The following is a 16,452-nucleotide window of genomic DNA, read 5'->3' on the forward strand; positions in this document are numbered from 1 at the left end:
CCGCCACGCGCCGGCGGCAACGCCCAACCATGCGATGTCGACTGTCCGCTCATGGCCCGCACTGAGTCCAACAGCCGGGCGCAATGATCGCGTCCAGAGCGCGTATCAGTCAAAAGGCATAACCCGACCGAGATGATGGCACGAAGTGTCGGACGCCCGGATTTTTCGTGAATTGAGTCAGTAGTCTTTCACCTATTTGGCACAGCTTTCACTTTCTGTGTAGGCAGACATCTCTGCCTGAATTGCGAGTCTGCCGCGCAATGCAATTCGCATTCCCTAATATCCGAATCTGAATACATCAATACCGAAATAGGGATTGGACGGATAAAACTAATCGGCATTACTATATTTTCATAATATCAAAGTAGACAAATACAGACAGAGACGGCAGTTCCGGGACATATCCCAAGGAGGCACGGTGACGGGCATTCAGCTCAACGGCGTGACAAAGCGGTATGGCGAGACGGAAGTGATCACCGGTCTCGACCTCAATATCCACGAGGGCGAATTCCTCGTCTTTCTAGGTCCATCCGGTTGCGGTAAGTCGACGCTGCTGCGCATGATCGCCGGGCTGGAGGGCGTCAGCGAAGGGCAGATCAGCATCGGTGGCCGGGAGGTCACCCATCTGCCGCCAGCCAGGCGCGATGTCGCGATGGTGTTCCAGCATTACGCGCTCTATCCGCACATGACGGTCTACGACAACATGGCGTTCGGATTGCGCAACTCGGGTGTCGTCGCGAGCGAGATCGACCGGCGCATTACCGAAGCCGCCCGCATGCTCGAACTCGATCCACTGCTCAAGCGCCGCCCCGCGCAACTGTCGGGCGGTCAGCGTCAGCGGGTCGCGATCGGCCGCGCGGTGGTCAAGGAACCGCAAGCGTTTCTGTTCGACGAGCCGTTGTCGAACCTCGATGCGGCGTTGCGCACCCGCACCCGGGTCGAATTGGCGCGCATCCATCGGCGCCTCACTTCGACGATGGTGTTCGTCACGCACGATCAGATCGAAGCAATGACGCTCGCGACGCGCATCGTCGTGATGAACCGCGGTCGCATCGAGCAAATCGGCGCGCCGCTCGATATCTACCGGCGTCCGGCCACGCGCTTCGTAGCCGGCTTCATCGGCGCACCGGCAATGAACTTCATCGATGTCGAACCGGCGGGCGAAAGCGGCGGCCGGTTGCTCGCGCGCCTGCCGGTCGACAACGTCGTGATTCCGACCACGATCGCGGCCGGCAGATTGCCGCCGGGCCAATTCACCCTCGGCATCCGCGCTGAGCATGTGGTGATCGACGCCGGCGGTGCGCTCAACGGTCGCGCTGAATTCATCGAGCGCCTCGGCGATCGTTCGCTGGCGCACGTGAGTCTGGCCAGCAATCAGATGATCGTGATCGAGATTCCACGCGAGTACGAATTGCAGCCCGGCGACCCGCTGCGTATGAGTCTCGACGCCGCCCATCTGCACCTGTTCGACGCCAACGGGATCGCCCATCATGGCGACTGAGCGCTCGCTGACGGGCGCTCTGCCGAAAGCGCGGCAACGCCGTTTCGACTACCCCCTCGCGTCCTGGTCGAACGGGCTGTTCGTGTTGCCGTTCGTGACCGTCTACGTGCTGTTGCTGGTCGTGCCGCTCGCGTACGGCTGGTGGCTGAGCTTGCAGAACGTCGATCTGCTCGCCGGCACTACCGAGTTTATCGGTCTGAGGAACTATGTCGACCTCGCGTCAGATCCGATCTTTCGCGGCGCCGTGCGCAACACGTTCTACTTCGTGTTCATGACCGTGCCGATGTTCGTCGCGCTCGGTCTTGCGCTCGCGCTCGTGCTCAACCGGCCAGGCCGGTTCTGCGCCGCGCTGCGTGCGATCTTCTTCGGTTCGTCGGTGCTGTCGGTGACGATCGTCACGCTCGTCTGGAAGCTGGTATTGATGCCGGGCCGTGGACTGCTCGCCGATGTCAGCCACGCGCTGAACATTCCCGAGTACGTGCCGCTCGTTCATGAAGCCACGGCGCTGCCGATGATCGCAATCGTCACCGTGTGGTGGATCGTCGGTCTGCCGATGATGCTGTTTCTTGCCGCGCTTCAACAGATCCCGCAGGAGTTGTACGAAGCGGCCGCGCTCGATAACGCAACCCGTTGGCGCACGTTCGTATCGATCACGTTGCCGTCGATCCGGCGCACTGTCGCGCTGGTTGCGGTGATCGAAGCGGTGTTCCAGTTCCAGTTGTTCGGTCAGGCGCAACTGCTGACCGACGGTGGCCCGAACAACGCGTCGCGACCACTTGTCCAGTTCATTTACGAATCCGGCTTTCGCCAATGGTTGTTCGGCTATTCGGCTGCCGCGGCCCAGGTGCTGTTCGCACTGATGCTGCTAGGTGTCGCCGTGCAGGCATGGATCGTACGCAGAAAGGATCCCGTATGAGTACCACCGCACTGGAGTCCGCTCAGCGTCCCCTCGGCCCCGAACGTTCGCGCGGGTCGTTGACCGGCCGTCTCGGCGAGCGCGTGATGCTCGGCGCCGTGGTGCTGCTCGCGCTCGTCTGGATCGCGCCGCTGGTCTGGGTGTTCGCGTTGTCGTTCAAGCCGAACGCTTTCCTGCAGCAGCATACTGATGTGCTTTTCTCGGCGCCGTTCACGCTGCAGAACTACATCAGCATCATCGGCACCTCTGCTGTAGGAGGCTGGTTGATCAACAGCGTGATCGTCGCGCTGGGCCAGACCTTGCTGACGCTCGTCATCGCGTCGCTGGCGGGCTACGGCTTCGCGCGCACGACGTTCCCGGGCAAGCGCTGGCTGTACGTGATCTGCCTCGCGGGGCTCGCGGTTCCCGAGCAGGCGCTCGTGATTCCGCTGCATGGCATCTTCGCTTCGCTCGACTGGCACAACACGTACAGCGCACTGATCATGCCGCGGCTCGCGTCACCGTTCGGCGTGTACCTGATGACGCAGTACTTCAAGGCCGTGCCCGTTGACATCGAGGAAGCCGCGCTGCTCGACAACGCGTCGCGCTTCAAGGTGTTCTTGCGCATCGTGTTGCCGCTGTCCATGCCGGCACAGGCGACGCTCGCGATCTTCACCTTCCTCAGCGCCTGGAACGACTACCTGTGGCCGCTCGTGTCGGCATCGAAGCCGGAGATGTATACATTGACGATCGGCCTCGCGTCCACGCAAGGCAATTTCGCGCAATCCGAGGGCATCGGCTATCTGATGGCGCAAGCTGTTTTCGCCGGCCTGCCGATTTTCGTGCTGTATCTGTTTTTCCAGAAGTACATCGTGGCCGCCGTGGCTGGCACCACGGTGCGATGAATCGCTGGAATACCGATGTTTCACGGCATCGGCGCCTTGTTGAGAAGAACCGGTCAAGATGTTGACCAATAAGCGGCCGCACGGTGGCGATTGGAAATACGCGGCTCATTTACTGACCATCGTTGGTGGGATCGAAGCAGGCGCTGATGCGTCAATTGCGGATCGACACGCTGAATCGCTAACTCCCATCGGCGTCATTTGATGGGGTGGGAATAAGCGCTGAAGCACTAACTCCCATCGACATCGTTTGATGGGATGGGAGTAAGTGCTAAAGCACTAACTCCCATCGACATCGTTTGACGGGATGGGAGTAAGTGCTAAAGCACTAACTCCCATCGACACAGGAGACAATCATGAAAAGATCGCTCGTACGCGGTGCGCTTTCGCTTGCCTTGCTAAGTCTGGCGGTCGGCCTCGCAGCGCCGGCCCAGGCTAAAACCGAAATTACGTTGTCGCGCTTTTTCGGCGCCTGCGACGCTGAATACGGCAATGTGAATGACGTGAACAAGGCCGCGGGGGAGTGCGGAATCATCACGACACTGGTCAACCAGTTCAATGCGACGAACAAGGAAGACATCGTCGTCAAGCCGCAGATCATCGAATGGGCTCCGTACTATACGCAGATCGACGCGCGCATTCTGAGTCACGACGTGCCGACGATTTCGGTCATGCACGAAGCGGTACTCGGAGACTATGTGAAGCGCAAGCTCGTCGAACCGCTTGACGACGGCTTCAGATCGGTGGGAATCGATACGAAGGACTTCACGGGCCACGCGCGCCGCGGTGTCACGTTCGACGACAAAACCTACGCATTGCCGTTCGACACGCATTCGTGGCTTTGGCACATCAACATCAATCTGTTCAGGAAGGCGGGTCTCGTCGACGCGAGCGGCAAGCCGATCCTGCCCACCACGCCTGACGAACTGCTCAAACAGGCGAAGCAGTTCAAGGACAAGACCGGCCTGCCGTATCTCACCATGCCGATCGCCAACGAGAGCGCCGCGCAGACCCGCTCGCTGTACACGATGGTCTATCAGCAGAACGGCACGCTCTTTCCGTCAGGCCCGACAAAAATCGATCCGCGCGTCACGCCCGTCACCAATGCACTGCAATTGCTGGATGGGCTGATGAAGGCGGGCGACATCACTCCGAACCTTGACTACGGCGCATCGAATCAGGCGTTCATGAACGGCAAGGCAGGCGTGCTGATCTGCGGCACATGGATGATCGAGGACCTGACCAATCTGGCGAAGCAGACGGATTCGCCGCTCGCCAACAATGGCTACGAGGTCGTCCCGTTCCCAAACCTGTTCCAGAAGAAGGCGGTATGGGCCGATGGCCACTCATGGGTGATGCTCAAGGGCGGTGCCAAGGATGACAAGAGCCGCCATGCCGCGTTCGTGTTCCTCAAGTTCCTCTACGACCACGACGCCGACTGGGCCCGCACCGGGCATCTGCCGGCCCGGCAGTCGGTGATCGATAGTGCGGCGTTCAACGCATTGCCGCACCGCGCGGAGATCAAGGAGATCTCGTCCACCGGCTATGCGCTGCCGAACACGGTGCCGCGTCAGTTCGCGATTCAGGAAATCGTCGGCAGCGAGGTCAGTAACATGTTGACCTCAGGCAAGCCGATTGCCGCCGTCGAGCAAGACGCACAAGACCGTGTCAACAAGCTGTTGTCGAGGTAGTGGCCGCGCGGCTGCCGCAAACTCGACCGAATTCGATCGAAACCAAGCGAACTCAATAGCCGGCGTGCCGCGTCGGGCGGCACGCGCAGGCATCTTCAACAGGACCTATCACAATGATTGCTTCCCGCCTTGTCGTCGACCGGGATTTCGTCGTCGCGGACCTTGACCGGCGCGTGTTCGGTACGTTCGTCGAACATATGGGCCGTTGCGTCTATACCGGCATCTATGAGCCGGATCACCCCGATGCGGACGAGTGTGGCTATCGAAAAGACGTGATGGCGCTGACCCGCGAACTCGGACCGACCATCGTCCGTTATCCTGGCGGCAACTTTCTGTCAGGCTATAACTGGGAGGACGGCGTCGGCCCGAAAGCGCAGCGGCCGAAGCGGCTTGATCTCGCATGGTATTCGGTCGAGACCAATCAGTTCGGCACCAACGAATTCATCGACTGGTGCCGCGAACTCGATATCGAGCCGATGTACGGCGTCAACCTCGGCACGCGCGGACCGGACGAAGCGCGCCGGTTCGTCGAGTATTGCAATCATCCTGGCGGCACCACGCTGTCGGACTTGCGTCACGAACACGGCTATGCGAAGCCGCATGACATCAAGTTCTGGTGCCTCGGCAACGAGATGGACGGGCCTTGGCAAATCGGCCGCAAGACCGCCGACGAGTACGGTCGCACCGCGCTCGAAACGGCCAAGCTGATGCGCGCGGTGGACCCCACCATCCAGCTCGCGGCGTGCGGCTCGTCGAACCATGAGATGGCGACCTATGGCGCGTGGGAAGACCGCGTGCTCGAACACTGCTTCGATCAGGTCGACTTCATCTCGTTGCATACGTACTTCGAGAACCGTCATGACTCGACCGCGGAATTCTTCGGCAACATCGACGTGATGGATCTGTTCATCAAGGAGATCGTGGCCGTCGCGGACAGTGTGGCGGCGCGCAAGCATTCGACCAAACGCATCATGCTGTCGTTCGATGAATGGAACGTCTGGTACAAGGCCCGCACGATCAACGATCTGCGCAAGCCGGGCTGGCCAACCGCGCCGCGCCTGATCGAAGAGATCTACAACGCCGAGGACGCGCTGGTGGTCGGCGGCGCGCTGATCACGATGATGAACAACGCGGATCGCGTCAAGACGGCTTGCCTCGCGCAACTCGTCAACGTGATTGGACCGATCATGACCGAGCCGGGCGGTGCCGCCTGGCGGCAGACGATCTTTTATCCGTTCTCGCAGGCATCGAAGTTCGGGCATGGTCGCGTGCTCAAGCCGGTGATCGAATCGCCGGCCTACGCGGCCGAAACCTTCCCTGAGATCGCCTACCTGTGCGCCGCCGTGGTCGACGACCGCGCGAGCGGCACCACGACGATCTTCGCGTTGAACCGGCACCTGACCGACGAGATGGACCTCAGCATCGAATTGCGCGGCCTCGGCGTGGAGCGCACGCTCGATCACGCGCTCGAACTTCACCACCCGAACATGAAGGCGGTGAATACGCGCGAAGCGCCGCTGACGGTCGTTCCCGCGACCAACGAGAATGTCTCGGTCGATGGCGAAAAACTGACGGCGCGTCTGAAACCCGGTTCGTGGAACGTGATCGTCACGACCGCGGCAAAGCGCGGCTAGATGGCTCGCACGGGACGTCTACGAAGGAGGGGTGATGTTCGAGCGTGAGCCCGTCGTAGGGACGATGACCGCGCAGGTCGCGCGGATCGTCGGCATGAGGATCGTCTCGGGCGAATTCGGCCCAGGCGATCTGCTCCCTGTCGAAAGCGAGTTGTGCACCGAGTACCGCGTGAGTCGCACGACGGTGCGCGAGGCGATCAAACAGCTTACCGGCAAGCGCCTGATCGAAGTGACGCCGAAGATCGGCACGCGCGTGTTGCCGTTCTCGGACTGGAATCTGCTTGACCGTGACGTGCTCGCGTGGCGGCTCAATGCGCAGTTCGATTCGAAGATCGTCGAGGACATCTTCGAGATGCGCCTCTGCTTCGAGCCGCGCGCGAGCTTTCTGGCGGCGCGGCACGGCAGTGACGACGACTTTCAGTTAATCGAGCGCCGCTATCGCGAGCTGGCCAGCGCGTATGCATCGCCGTCGGTGCAGTCGGATGTGCGCGCGGTGGGCGAGGCGGTGCTGGAGTTTCATATGGCGATCATCGCAATGTCGCAGAACGGCATGTTCATCACGATCGGCAGTGCGATCAAGGCGGCGTTGCGGGTGTCGTCGGAGATGCTGCTGCGGCAGGCGGCGCGGCCCAGCGAAGATATCGAATTGCATGACGCCGTGCGTCGCCGGATCGTTTCGCGCGAAGCACAGGCCGCGTCCGCCGCGATGACGCGGCTGCTCGAAGCATCGCGCGAAAGGATGCTGCGCTACACGATCAGACCGAAGAACACGGTGTGACGCCCAGACGGCTTCTGCGGAATGCGGCCGTGTGGAAACTGTTTTCTTTGCCGGAGACGAGGTCGCCAGTCCGATCAATCGAGTTTCGTTTTCACGGCATCTCAAGGAGGCGCTACGGAAGCGCATGCACGAACCGATTCCAGTGCAAGGGCAATGGCTCAGGCAGGTGGTTCGCGGATACTTCGCGTATCACGCGGTGCCTACCAACTCGCGGGCACTCCTCGCATTCCGGCATCACGTCACCGATCTATGGCGACGCACGCTCCGGCGGCGCAGTCAAAAGGACGCCATGACGTGGGAGCGAATGAGACGAATCGGCGCTTCGCCGTCAAACACCCCGGTTGTCTCAGATTGGTTTGTCATGGCGGCGATTCAGAATAAGGTTGGCTCGGCGATTCAGTGCGTGTGGGGCCGGATGATGACGTCGTTCGGGTGTGTGAGGCCCGCCGGTCCGTCGTCGATGGACTCCAGTGTTTCGAGGCTCGTGTCAGAACGATTGAGCATCGCACGGGCTTGATTCATGTCGAGCGCACCCTCCCAACGCGCAACCACAATGGTCGCCACCCCGTTGCCGATAAGATTGGTAACCGCACGCGCCTCGTTGAGAAATCGGTCGACTCCCAGCAGCAGCACCAGCCCGGACACAGGAATCTTGTGCATCGTGGCGAGCGTAGCCGCCAGTGCAACGAATCCCGCTCCGGCCACACCAGCCGAGCCTTTCGAGGTCAGCAGCAACACGCCAAGCAACAGCAACTGATCCCAGATCGTCAGATTAATATTCATCGCCTGTGCGACAAAGATCGACGCCATCGTCAGGTAGATTGCCGTGCCATCAGCATTAAACGTATAGCCCGTTGGCAACACCATCCCGACAACAGGGCGCGAGCAACCCATCTTTTCCATCTTGATGAGCATCTGGGGGAGAACCGCTTCGGTAGAGGCCGTACCGAGGGTGATGAAAATCTCGTCCTTGATGTAGCGAAGATACTTCCACAACGACAACCCGCTCAGACTCATGACGAGACCGAGCACGACAACCACGAAGAAGATTGAGGTCAGGTAAAGACACAGCATCAGCTGACCAAACGATGCCAGCGTGCCGATTCCGTACTTCGCGATGGTGAACGCCATGCCGCCAAACGCACCGACAGGCGCGACATACATCACGATTCGTACGACCCCGAACATGCCCTGAAGGAACATATCGAGCATGTCAACTAAAGGCGCGGTGCGGGGGCCGAGCTTCGCGAGAGCAATCGCGAGCAGCAGCGAGAAGAATATGATCGGCAAGATCTCTCCATTCGCAAACGCTCCAACAATACTGTTGGGAACGATGCTCATGAGGAATTCAAGCATGCCGTGTTGTTGTGCTGCGTGGGTGTAGGTGGAGATCGCCGAACTGTCGATATGAGCCGGGTCGATGTTCATACCGCTGCCTGGCTTGATGACGTTGACGATGATAAGACCGGCAGCGAGCGCAATCGTCGAGGCGATTTCGAAGTAGACGACCGCCTTCACACCAACCCGGCCGGCCTCATGAAGGTCACTCATGCGGGCGATGCCGACTACGACCGACGCAAAAATGATCGGCGCAAGCAGCATCCGGATCAGTTTGATGAACAGATCGCCGAGTGGCTTAAGTTGAGAACCGATGTCAGGGTAGAAATGGCCGACGAGCACACCAGCGATAATTCCAATCAAAACCTGTACGTAAAGCCTGGAAAGAGATTTTCCGATTCTTGAAACCAGCATGACCGTCTCCTATCTATGCCTGGCATCTTTTGATGAAGTCAGGTCGAGCACCGCAGCGACATTTACCGCTGCGGCGAGCACGGCCCTCATTTCGCCTGCGTTCCATTGATCTGTTTTTATGAACGCCGCGCCGACGCTTTGTCGGCGCGTTTGCCGCTTGACCGCTTATGCAGACAGCTTTTGCATCTCGGCGTAGAGATCGGCCTTTCCTTCAAAGCCGATGCCGGGCAGATCGGGCATTGTGATATAGCCGCCGTCCACCTTTACGCCATCGGGGAAGCCGCCGTACGGCTGGAACAGATCCGGATACGATTCGTTGCCGCCCAGACCGAGTCCGGCAGCGATATTCAGCGACATCTGGTGACCACCGTGCGGAATGCAGCGGGTCCGCGACCAGCCGTGCTGATGCAGCATGTCGAGCGTGCGCAGGTACTCGACGAGCCCGTAGCTCAGCGCGCAATCGAATTGCAGCCAGTCACGGTCGGGGCGCATACCGCCGTAGCGGATCAGGTTGCGGGCGTCTTGCATCGAGAACAGGTCTTCACCCGTCGCCATCGGCTTGTCGTAGTAATTGCGCAGCGTCGCCTGCAACTCGAAGTCGAGCGGATCGCCCGGTTCCTCGTACCAGAACAGGTCGTATTGCGACAGCGCCTTTGCGTACTGGATAGCCGTGTCGAGATCGAAGCGGCCATTCGCATCGACGGCAAGCTTCTGACCATCCTGCAGCACGCTAAGAATTGAGTCGATGCGGCGCAGATCTTCATCGAGCGAAGCGCCACCGATCTTCTTCTTGACGACCGTATAGCCCCGGTCGATGTAGCTGCGCATTTCGTCTTTCAGCTTTCCGTGATCCTGGCCCGGGTAGTAGTAGCCGCCTGCTGCGTACACGAAGATCTTACGGTTCGGTCGACCATTGCCGTAGCGGTCGGCGAGCAACTGGAACAGCGGCTTGCCTTCAATTTTCGCGACGGCATCCCAGACAGCCATGTCGATCGTGCCGATCGCGACCGAACGCTCACCATGACCACCGGGCTTTTCGTTGGTGAACATCGTTGCCCAGATCTTGTGGGGGTCGAGGTTGTCGCCTGCGTCGTCGACGAGGCTGGCGGGATCAGCTTCAAGAATGCGCGGGATGAAGCGCTCGCGCATGAGCTTGCCCTGGCCGTAGCGACCATTGGAGTTAAAGCCGTAACCCACCACCGGCTTGCCGTCCCGGATGACATCCGTCACCACGGCGACGAGACTCAGCGTCATGTTGCTGAAGTCAATGTAGGCATTCCGGATCGGGGAGCTGATCGGAACGGTCTTTTCGCGGATTTCAACGATTCTCATGACGGTGTCTCCTGAGTTTTGGCACGTATTGCATGTGTTGGGGGCTGCAATGGAACGTAGCTTATCCGCGAAATCTGCCGCTATACTTCGCCTAAATTCATTTCAATTTTTACCCTGGGTGAATAGCGAAGATGGCGACTGATATTGCATCTGATTTCGATTTTTTCATTCTTCTTGCCCGGTTGAAGAGCATGTCTGGTGCGGCCCGCGCACTCGATCTGACCCCACCGGCTGCGACCAAACGGCTAGGCCTGATTGAGCAGAAACTCGGGGTGCGGCTGGTCAACAGGACAACCCGGAACGTCAGCCTGACGCCCGAAGGCGAAACGTATTTGCGCTACGCGACTCAAATCGTCGGACAAGTCCGGCAGATGGAGGAGGAGATATCGGGGACCCGTACCGATCCTCACGGTCTTCTGCGTATCAACGCGACGTTGGGATTCGGGCGCACAACCATCGCGCCTTTGGTGTCTGATTTCGCCAGGCGATTTCCCAAGGTGGAGATCCAGTTCGAAGTGACTGACCGCCCCATTGATCTGGTTGCTGATGGGTTTGATATGGCGATCCGTTTCGGTGAACTGCCGGACAGCCGCCTTAGCGCTCGGCGCATCATGACTAACCGTCGGTTTCTTTGCGCCTCGCCGAAGTACCTGGAGCGCTTTGGGACGCCCGAGCGGGTCGAAGATCTGGTTCAGCACCGTTGCATCATCCATCGCCAGAATGACGACGCATATGGCGTTTGGAGATACATACGGGACGATCACCTTGAAACGCTCAAAGTTACGGGAGCGCTTTCAAGCAACGACGGCGATATAGTGTTGCGGTGGGCGCTCGACGGTCATGGAATTTTGATTCGGTCCGAATGGGATCTGGCGAAATATGTTCAGAGCGGCCGGTTGAAGCTTGTGTTACCGGATACTCGGTTGCCTTCGGCCGACCTGTTTGTCTATTACCCCAGCCAGCGAAACCAGACGGCACGTGCCCGGGCATTCATTGATTTTTTGATCGACCACTTTCAGGCGCCCTTTGTTCCGGTAGAGACGGGTGCTTTGATTTACGCTCAAAAAAAGAGAGCTGGACGAAAAGTCTGAGTCGTTGATAGTCGTAACGTTGATGGTCCGCCATATGCCGCGAAGGCTTGAAAGCATTTCCGCTATTGGTCGAAAAGCACAGTTGCGGTGCTCACTTAGACTGGATGGCAGGCGTCGTCAGGATTGTGTTGAAAAAGTCTTGTTTTGGTCGGAGACGCAGGAGTTCGCAGCACGTTTTCGAGTTGTGGCGATCGGCGAAGCGGCGACCTTGAACGAGGCAACGGTCCCCCGTTGCTCGTCATGCAACGGTCTGGTTCATCTGCTTGCTTCCAGGCATGAACCGCTTGGCCATTCTTCGCAGGTTTTGCGCAGTCGCTGCCATCAGGAACTCATCATGAGCACCGCTTGGACCTCGCAGTCGCAAACGGTCCAGTTTCAGGATGCGTTTGAGATGCGCAAAGAGCATTTCCACCTTCTTTCGCTCACGGCAAGATCGCTTGTATTCAGGCGTCTTCGCAATACGCCTGGCCTCGTCGCGTGCAGCTTCATGGATGCTGCGGGCAATCTTGCGGAATGGTGTATTCGGGCAGCAGCGCTCCTTCATCGAACAGCTCCCGCAGTCGAGCGGGCTTGCCCGATAGATGATCGTGTCTGCCTTCGTGATGCGCGAGCGCGGATTCCTGAATTTGCGCCGATCACTGCGTAGTGCGTGCCCGGTAGGACAGCGATATTCATTAGCGAGTTCATCCCATCGGAACTCGCTGCTGGACAATGTATTGTCCTTGCGCGTCGTTTTATCCCAGACCGGAACATGTGGTGCAATTTCCTTCTCTTCGATCATCCAGGCAAGCATCGCTGCTGAGCCATACGCGGTGTCGCCTGCAAGACGTCGAGGTTTGAGATCGCGCCGCTGCTCAACGCGATCAATCATCGTCCTGGTTGATTCCACTTCGTGGGAACGGTTCGCGGGCGTCGCCTCGACGTCAACGATGATCCCTGCTTGCAGGTCAATCAGATAATTGGTCGAGTAGGCGAAGAACGGCAAGCCACCCTTGGCGGCTGTCCAGCTCGCAGCGGGATCCGTCAGGGATATCCTCTTTGGAGGCGTCGATGACTCTGTCATCTCCGCCGCTTCGGTGCCTGCTGGATTCGCTTCTTCCAACGCTTCCAGATACTCCCGCACGGCACGGCTTTGGCCCTTGACACAACCCCAGTCGATGGGTTCAGAACCCGGAACACCGCGTACAGAACTCGCGTCGGCTCTGATGATGCTCGCGTCAATCGCGAATCCTTCACCCTTTACGAGCCCTTCGGACATGCACCGACCCAGTACCGACTCGAACACATGGCGCAGCACATCGCTATCGCGGAAGCGACCGTGGCGGTTCTTGGAGAATGTCGAGTGTTCGGGTACGGCGTCCTCCAGGCCCAGGCGGCAGAACCATCGATACGCCAGATTCAGATGCACTTCTTCGCATAGCCTGCGCTCGGACCGGATGCCGAAACAGTAGCCCACAATCAACATGCGGATCATGAGCTCCGGATCAATCGATGGCCGTCCCATGGGACTGTAGAACGGCGCAAGATGCTGGCGTAGATCACGCAGATCAAGAAAGTGATCGATGCCTCTCAACAGGTGCTCGCGAGGGACGTGACTATCGAGGTTGAACGAGTAGAAGAGTTTGTCCTGTCCGCTGCCCAGTTGACCCATCATGACGAATCACTCCCGTCGATCGATGGCTTCCAGGATACCCAACAATCCGCATGCCGGGCGACTTTTTCAACACAATCGTCAGGCAAGCAGACATCGATCAGCGAGCGAGAATAGGCCGCTTGTGGCCGGTTGTACGCGCTGAGCCATGACGCTACAAAGCTGCCGCCGGTGAACGGCGAACGTTCTTGAACGGCGGCTCACGGCGAAGTTGGTCCGCAAATCGCCTCGCTATTCAAGTCAGCACGCTCAGGCAACAGACTACTCCTTATTCAGATAGTTTTTTTCAAGAAATTCTGACCTGAAATTCTGTGGCGGAGTGGGAATGTCGGGTCGACCCTCCGGCGTAAAGTCCATGAGATTCCAATACGGCCACACCGTGTCAACATGATTCCCTGACAATTCAGTTCCCCAGAAATGAAAAATCTTTCCAACCAGTCTCCTGAATACGTGCATCACTGGCCATTGCATATCATCAGAGTCTCCCTGGCATTTGTAATCGGCCTGATAGGCGGAGCCCGATCCAGAAACCAGTGCAATCTGCGACCAACCACGCTGTTTGGCCCATGTATTGATTCGATCAGCCGGGGCTTTGGCAATCGCTACGAACGCAGCATGTTGAGTGACCTGATACCACGTGCGATCGAACCCATCGACCAGCGACGTACACGATGGACAGGGATTGTCCCAGTTCGGACCGAACATAAATGAATAAATGAGCAGGGTGTTTTTATCTCCAAATAGCTCGGAGAATTTCACGCTCTTGCCCACTTTCCCATCGTTGGCCCATTGGAAGACGTAGTCCTCTTTCAACTGCCCGCCCTGAGGAAGATCACGGCGTTGTTTCGCGACTGATCTCACTTTGTCGACAAGTTCTTGTTCTTCTTTAAGCAATAAGTCACGCGCATCGCGATACTCCCTGCTTTCGTTTGGATACCGTAATTCATTCATGGTCGGCTCCTCCTGGAAACTGATATTTGGGTTCCATGCTCTCCAGGACACATCGAATGACGTGATGTAAACCCGGGGCAGGTAAACCCCATTCGAGTGTACTCTCAATGGTTGCTCGGGATAGTCAGTTTGCCCGATGGCGACTAACTGACGAAGACTCGCCGCGGATGCCGGCCGGCGGTATGCTCGTTGCTGAAGCGTGGAAGACAGCGGTCCCGCGCGGCGCTGCCCCATTGGGTGTCGCGCGGGCTGCTGCGCTCGCGAGGAGGCTGCAATGAGCGATTTCGACGATGCGCGCGCGTGGATGGTCGAGCGACAGATCGTGCGCCGCGGCGTGCGCGACGACTACGTGATCGCGGCGATGCGGCGCGTGCCGCGCGAAGCATTCGTGCCGCCCGATCTGCGTGATTTCGCGTATGACGATACGCCGCTGCCGATCGGCGGCGAGCAGTCGATCTCGCAGCCGTTCATCGTCGCGAAGATGCTCGCAGCCGCCGAACTGCAGCCTGGCGATCGCGTGCTCGACATCGGTACTGGCTCCGGCTACGCGGCCGCGCTTGCAGCGGAGATTGCGGGCCGGGTGGATTCGATCGAACGCGACGCGAGCCTCGCCGAGAGCGCGCGCGAGCGCCTGCAGCGGCTTGGCTACGAGAACGTCGAAGTGCATGTCGGCGACGGCACCGTGGGTCTTGCCGCGCATGCGCCGTATAACGCGATCATCGCGGCGGCGGGCGGACCGCATGTGCCGCAGGCTCTGCGCGCGCAACTGGCGCCGGGCGGGCGCCTCGTGATGCCGGTCGGCAGCAGCCTGAACCATCAGCGGCTCGTCAAGATCGTGCGGCGCGGCGAACACGACTACGACGAACAAACGTTGTGTGACGTGCGCTTCGTGCCTCTCGTCGGCGACGATGGCTGGCCGGAGCCAAGGGGCGCGTCGCGCGCGAATTCGCGGCCTGCGCCAACGCCCACGCTGGAAGTTGCGATTCGCGACGCGGCCGAGCCGTTGCCCGACATCGATTCCCCGGAATTCGCGGGGTTTATCGACCGCTTCGCCGAGCGGCGGGTCGTGCTGCTTGGTGAGGCCACTCACGGCACGTCGGAGTTTTATCGCGCGCGGGCGGCGATCACGCGACGCCTCGTCGAGCGACACGGCTTTTCGATGATCGCGGTCGAGGCCGACTGGCCCGACGCCGCGATCATCGACCGGCATGTGCGCGCTCGACCGATGCCCGTCGAGCGGCCCCGACCGTTTTGCCGCTTTCCGGCCTGGATGTGGCGCAACACGGACTTCATGGGATTCGTCGCGTGGCTGCGCTCGCACAATGCAGCGCACCGCGAGCGCGAGATACGCTTTTACGGGCTCGACATCTACAGCCTGTCTGAATCGCTGGATGCCGTGCTGCACTACCTCGACAGCGTCGACCCGGCGGCGGCGCGCATCGCTCGCGCGCGCTTTGCGTGCCTCAGTCCGTGGCAGAAAGATCTGGCCGTGTATGGACGGGCCGCATTGAGCGGCGGCTACGCGCAGTGCGAGGAACACGTGGTCGCGCAGCTCGTCGATCTGCTCAAAAGCCGGCTCGACTATGCGCAGAAAGACGGCGAATGCCCCCTCGACGCGGCGCTGAACTCGCGGCTCGTCGCGATCGCCAGGCATTACTATCGCGCGATGTATTACGGCGACCCGCAAAGCTGGAATCTGCGCGAGACGCACATGTTCGACACGCTCCGTCTTGCGCTCGACAGGCACGGGTCGCAAGCGCGTCTGGTCGTGTGGGCGCACAACTCGCATATCGGCGACGCGAGTGCCACGCAGATGGGCCGCGAGCAGGACGAGCTCAATCTGGGCGAGCTGTGCCGCGCACATTTCGGCGACGCGGCGGCGCTGATCGGGTTTGGCACGCACAGCGGCACGGTCGCCGCGGCGAGCGAGTGGGGTGGACCGATGGAGGTGAAAAGTGTGCTGCCGTCGCTCGAGGGCAGCGTCGAATTCAGCATGCACGGCACGGGCCTCGCGCGCTTCCTGCTCGATCTGCGGCCCGGCGTGCACGACGCGGCGCGCGAACGGTTGCGCGTGCCGCTGCTGGAGCGCTTCATCGGCGTCATCTATCGTCCGGAGACCGACCGGGATTGCCACTACGCGCAAGCGTCGTTGGCCGGGCAGTTCGATGCGTTCGTGTGGTTCGATCGCACGAGCGCGGTCACTGCGCTGCCCGTTTCCGCCGACGAAAAGGACAGCACGGCGCAGACTTTTCCATTTGGCGTGTGAGGCCGGTC

The 16,452-nt window shown here is 59.8% G+C and carries 12 protein-coding genes; 8 read left to right on the top strand and 4 right to left on the bottom strand.

The window, feature by feature from the left end; genetic code table 11:
• The first annotated feature begins 418 nt into the window (after positions 1-418).
• From L0U81_RS29685 to L0U81_RS29710, 6 genes are all read left to right on the top strand, one after another.
• Complete coding sequence (locus L0U81_RS29685; RefSeq protein WP_233809099.1) at positions 419-1,501, top strand: ABC transporter ATP-binding protein; 1,083 nt, start codon at positions 419-421, stop codon at positions 1,499-1,501.
• Entirely contained in the window at positions 1,491-2,417 is a 927-nt protein-coding gene (locus L0U81_RS29690; RefSeq protein ID WP_233809101.1) for a carbohydrate ABC transporter permease, read from the top strand. The genes L0U81_RS29685 and L0U81_RS29690 overlap by 11 nt, the downstream gene beginning before the upstream one ends.
• Positions 2,414-3,301: a carbohydrate ABC transporter permease gene (locus L0U81_RS29695; protein ID WP_233809103.1), complete on the top strand. Its 888-nt coding sequence runs from the start codon at positions 2,414-2,416 to the stop codon at positions 3,299-3,301. The genes L0U81_RS29690 and L0U81_RS29695 overlap by 4 nt, the downstream gene beginning before the upstream one ends.
• A 353-nt stretch (positions 3,302-3,654) precedes the next feature.
• The gene (locus L0U81_RS29700) at positions 3,655-4,989 is read left to right on the top strand and encodes an extracellular solute-binding protein (RefSeq protein ID WP_233809105.1); all 1,335 of its coding nucleotides are present in this window, start codon (positions 3,655-3,657) and stop codon (positions 4,987-4,989) included.
• A 113-nt stretch (positions 4,990-5,102) separates the two neighbouring features.
• Positions 5,103-6,623 carry an arabinosylfuranosidase ArfA gene (arfA, locus tag L0U81_RS29705; RefSeq protein ID WP_233809107.1) on the top strand — a complete coding sequence of 507 codons (1,521 nt, stop codon included), beginning with the start codon at positions 5,103-5,105 and terminating at the stop codon, positions 6,621-6,623.
• 34 nt (positions 6,624-6,657) lie between these two features.
• Positions 6,658-7,401, top strand: a complete 744-nt coding sequence (locus L0U81_RS29710; RefSeq protein WP_233809115.1) for a FadR/GntR family transcriptional regulator — start codon at positions 6,658-6,660, stop codon at positions 7,399-7,401.
• Between the two features lie 396 nt (positions 7,402-7,797).
• Here the strand turns inward: L0U81_RS29710 and dctA are convergent, their stop codons facing one another.
• Both dctA and L0U81_RS29720 read right to left on the bottom strand, forming a co-directional pair.
• On the bottom strand, positions 7,798-9,153 hold the full coding sequence (gene dctA, locus L0U81_RS29715) for a C4-dicarboxylate transporter DctA (RefSeq protein WP_233809124.1): 1,356 nt from the start codon (positions 9,151-9,153) through the stop codon (positions 7,798-7,800).
• A 165-nt stretch (positions 9,154-9,318) separates the two neighbouring features.
• A complete protein-coding gene (locus tag L0U81_RS29720; protein WP_233809126.1) occupies positions 9,319-10,485 on the bottom strand; it encodes a mandelate racemase/muconate lactonizing enzyme family protein in 1,167 nt (388 codons plus the stop codon).
• A gap of 131 nt (positions 10,486-10,616) precedes the next feature.
• Here L0U81_RS29720 and L0U81_RS29725 point away from each other — a divergent pair, with 131 nt between their 5' ends.
• Positions 10,617-11,576 (top strand): LysR family transcriptional regulator, encoded by a 960-nt coding sequence (locus tag L0U81_RS29725; RefSeq protein WP_233809128.1) that lies wholly within the window; start codon positions 10,617-10,619, stop codon positions 11,574-11,576.
• 238 nt (positions 11,577-11,814) lie between these two features.
• Here L0U81_RS29725 and L0U81_RS29730 read toward each other — a convergent pair whose 3' ends face one another.
• Together L0U81_RS29730 and L0U81_RS29735 are read right to left on the bottom strand one after the other, a co-directional pair.
• Positions 11,815-13,230: an IS1182 family transposase gene (locus L0U81_RS29730; RefSeq protein ID WP_233805282.1), complete on the bottom strand. Its 1,416-nt coding sequence runs from the start codon at positions 13,228-13,230 to the stop codon at positions 11,815-11,817.
• A gap of 258 nt (positions 13,231-13,488) precedes the next feature.
• Positions 13,489-14,178, bottom strand: a complete 690-nt coding sequence (locus L0U81_RS29735; RefSeq protein ID WP_233809130.1) for a DUF899 family protein — start codon at positions 14,176-14,178, stop codon at positions 13,489-13,491.
• Between the two features lie 274 nt (positions 14,179-14,452).
• Between L0U81_RS29735 and L0U81_RS29740 the strand changes: the two genes are divergently transcribed.
• Entirely contained in the window at positions 14,453-16,444 is a 1,992-nt protein-coding gene (locus tag L0U81_RS29740; RefSeq protein WP_233809132.1) for a protein-L-isoaspartate(D-aspartate) O-methyltransferase, read from the top strand.
• Positions 16,445-16,452: the final 8 nt, after the last annotated feature.

The sequence above is a fragment of the Paraburkholderia sp. HP33-1 genome, from assembly GCF_021390595.1.
In the GTDB taxonomy this organism is placed as follows: domain Bacteria; phylum Pseudomonadota; class Gammaproteobacteria; order Burkholderiales; family Burkholderiaceae; genus Paraburkholderia.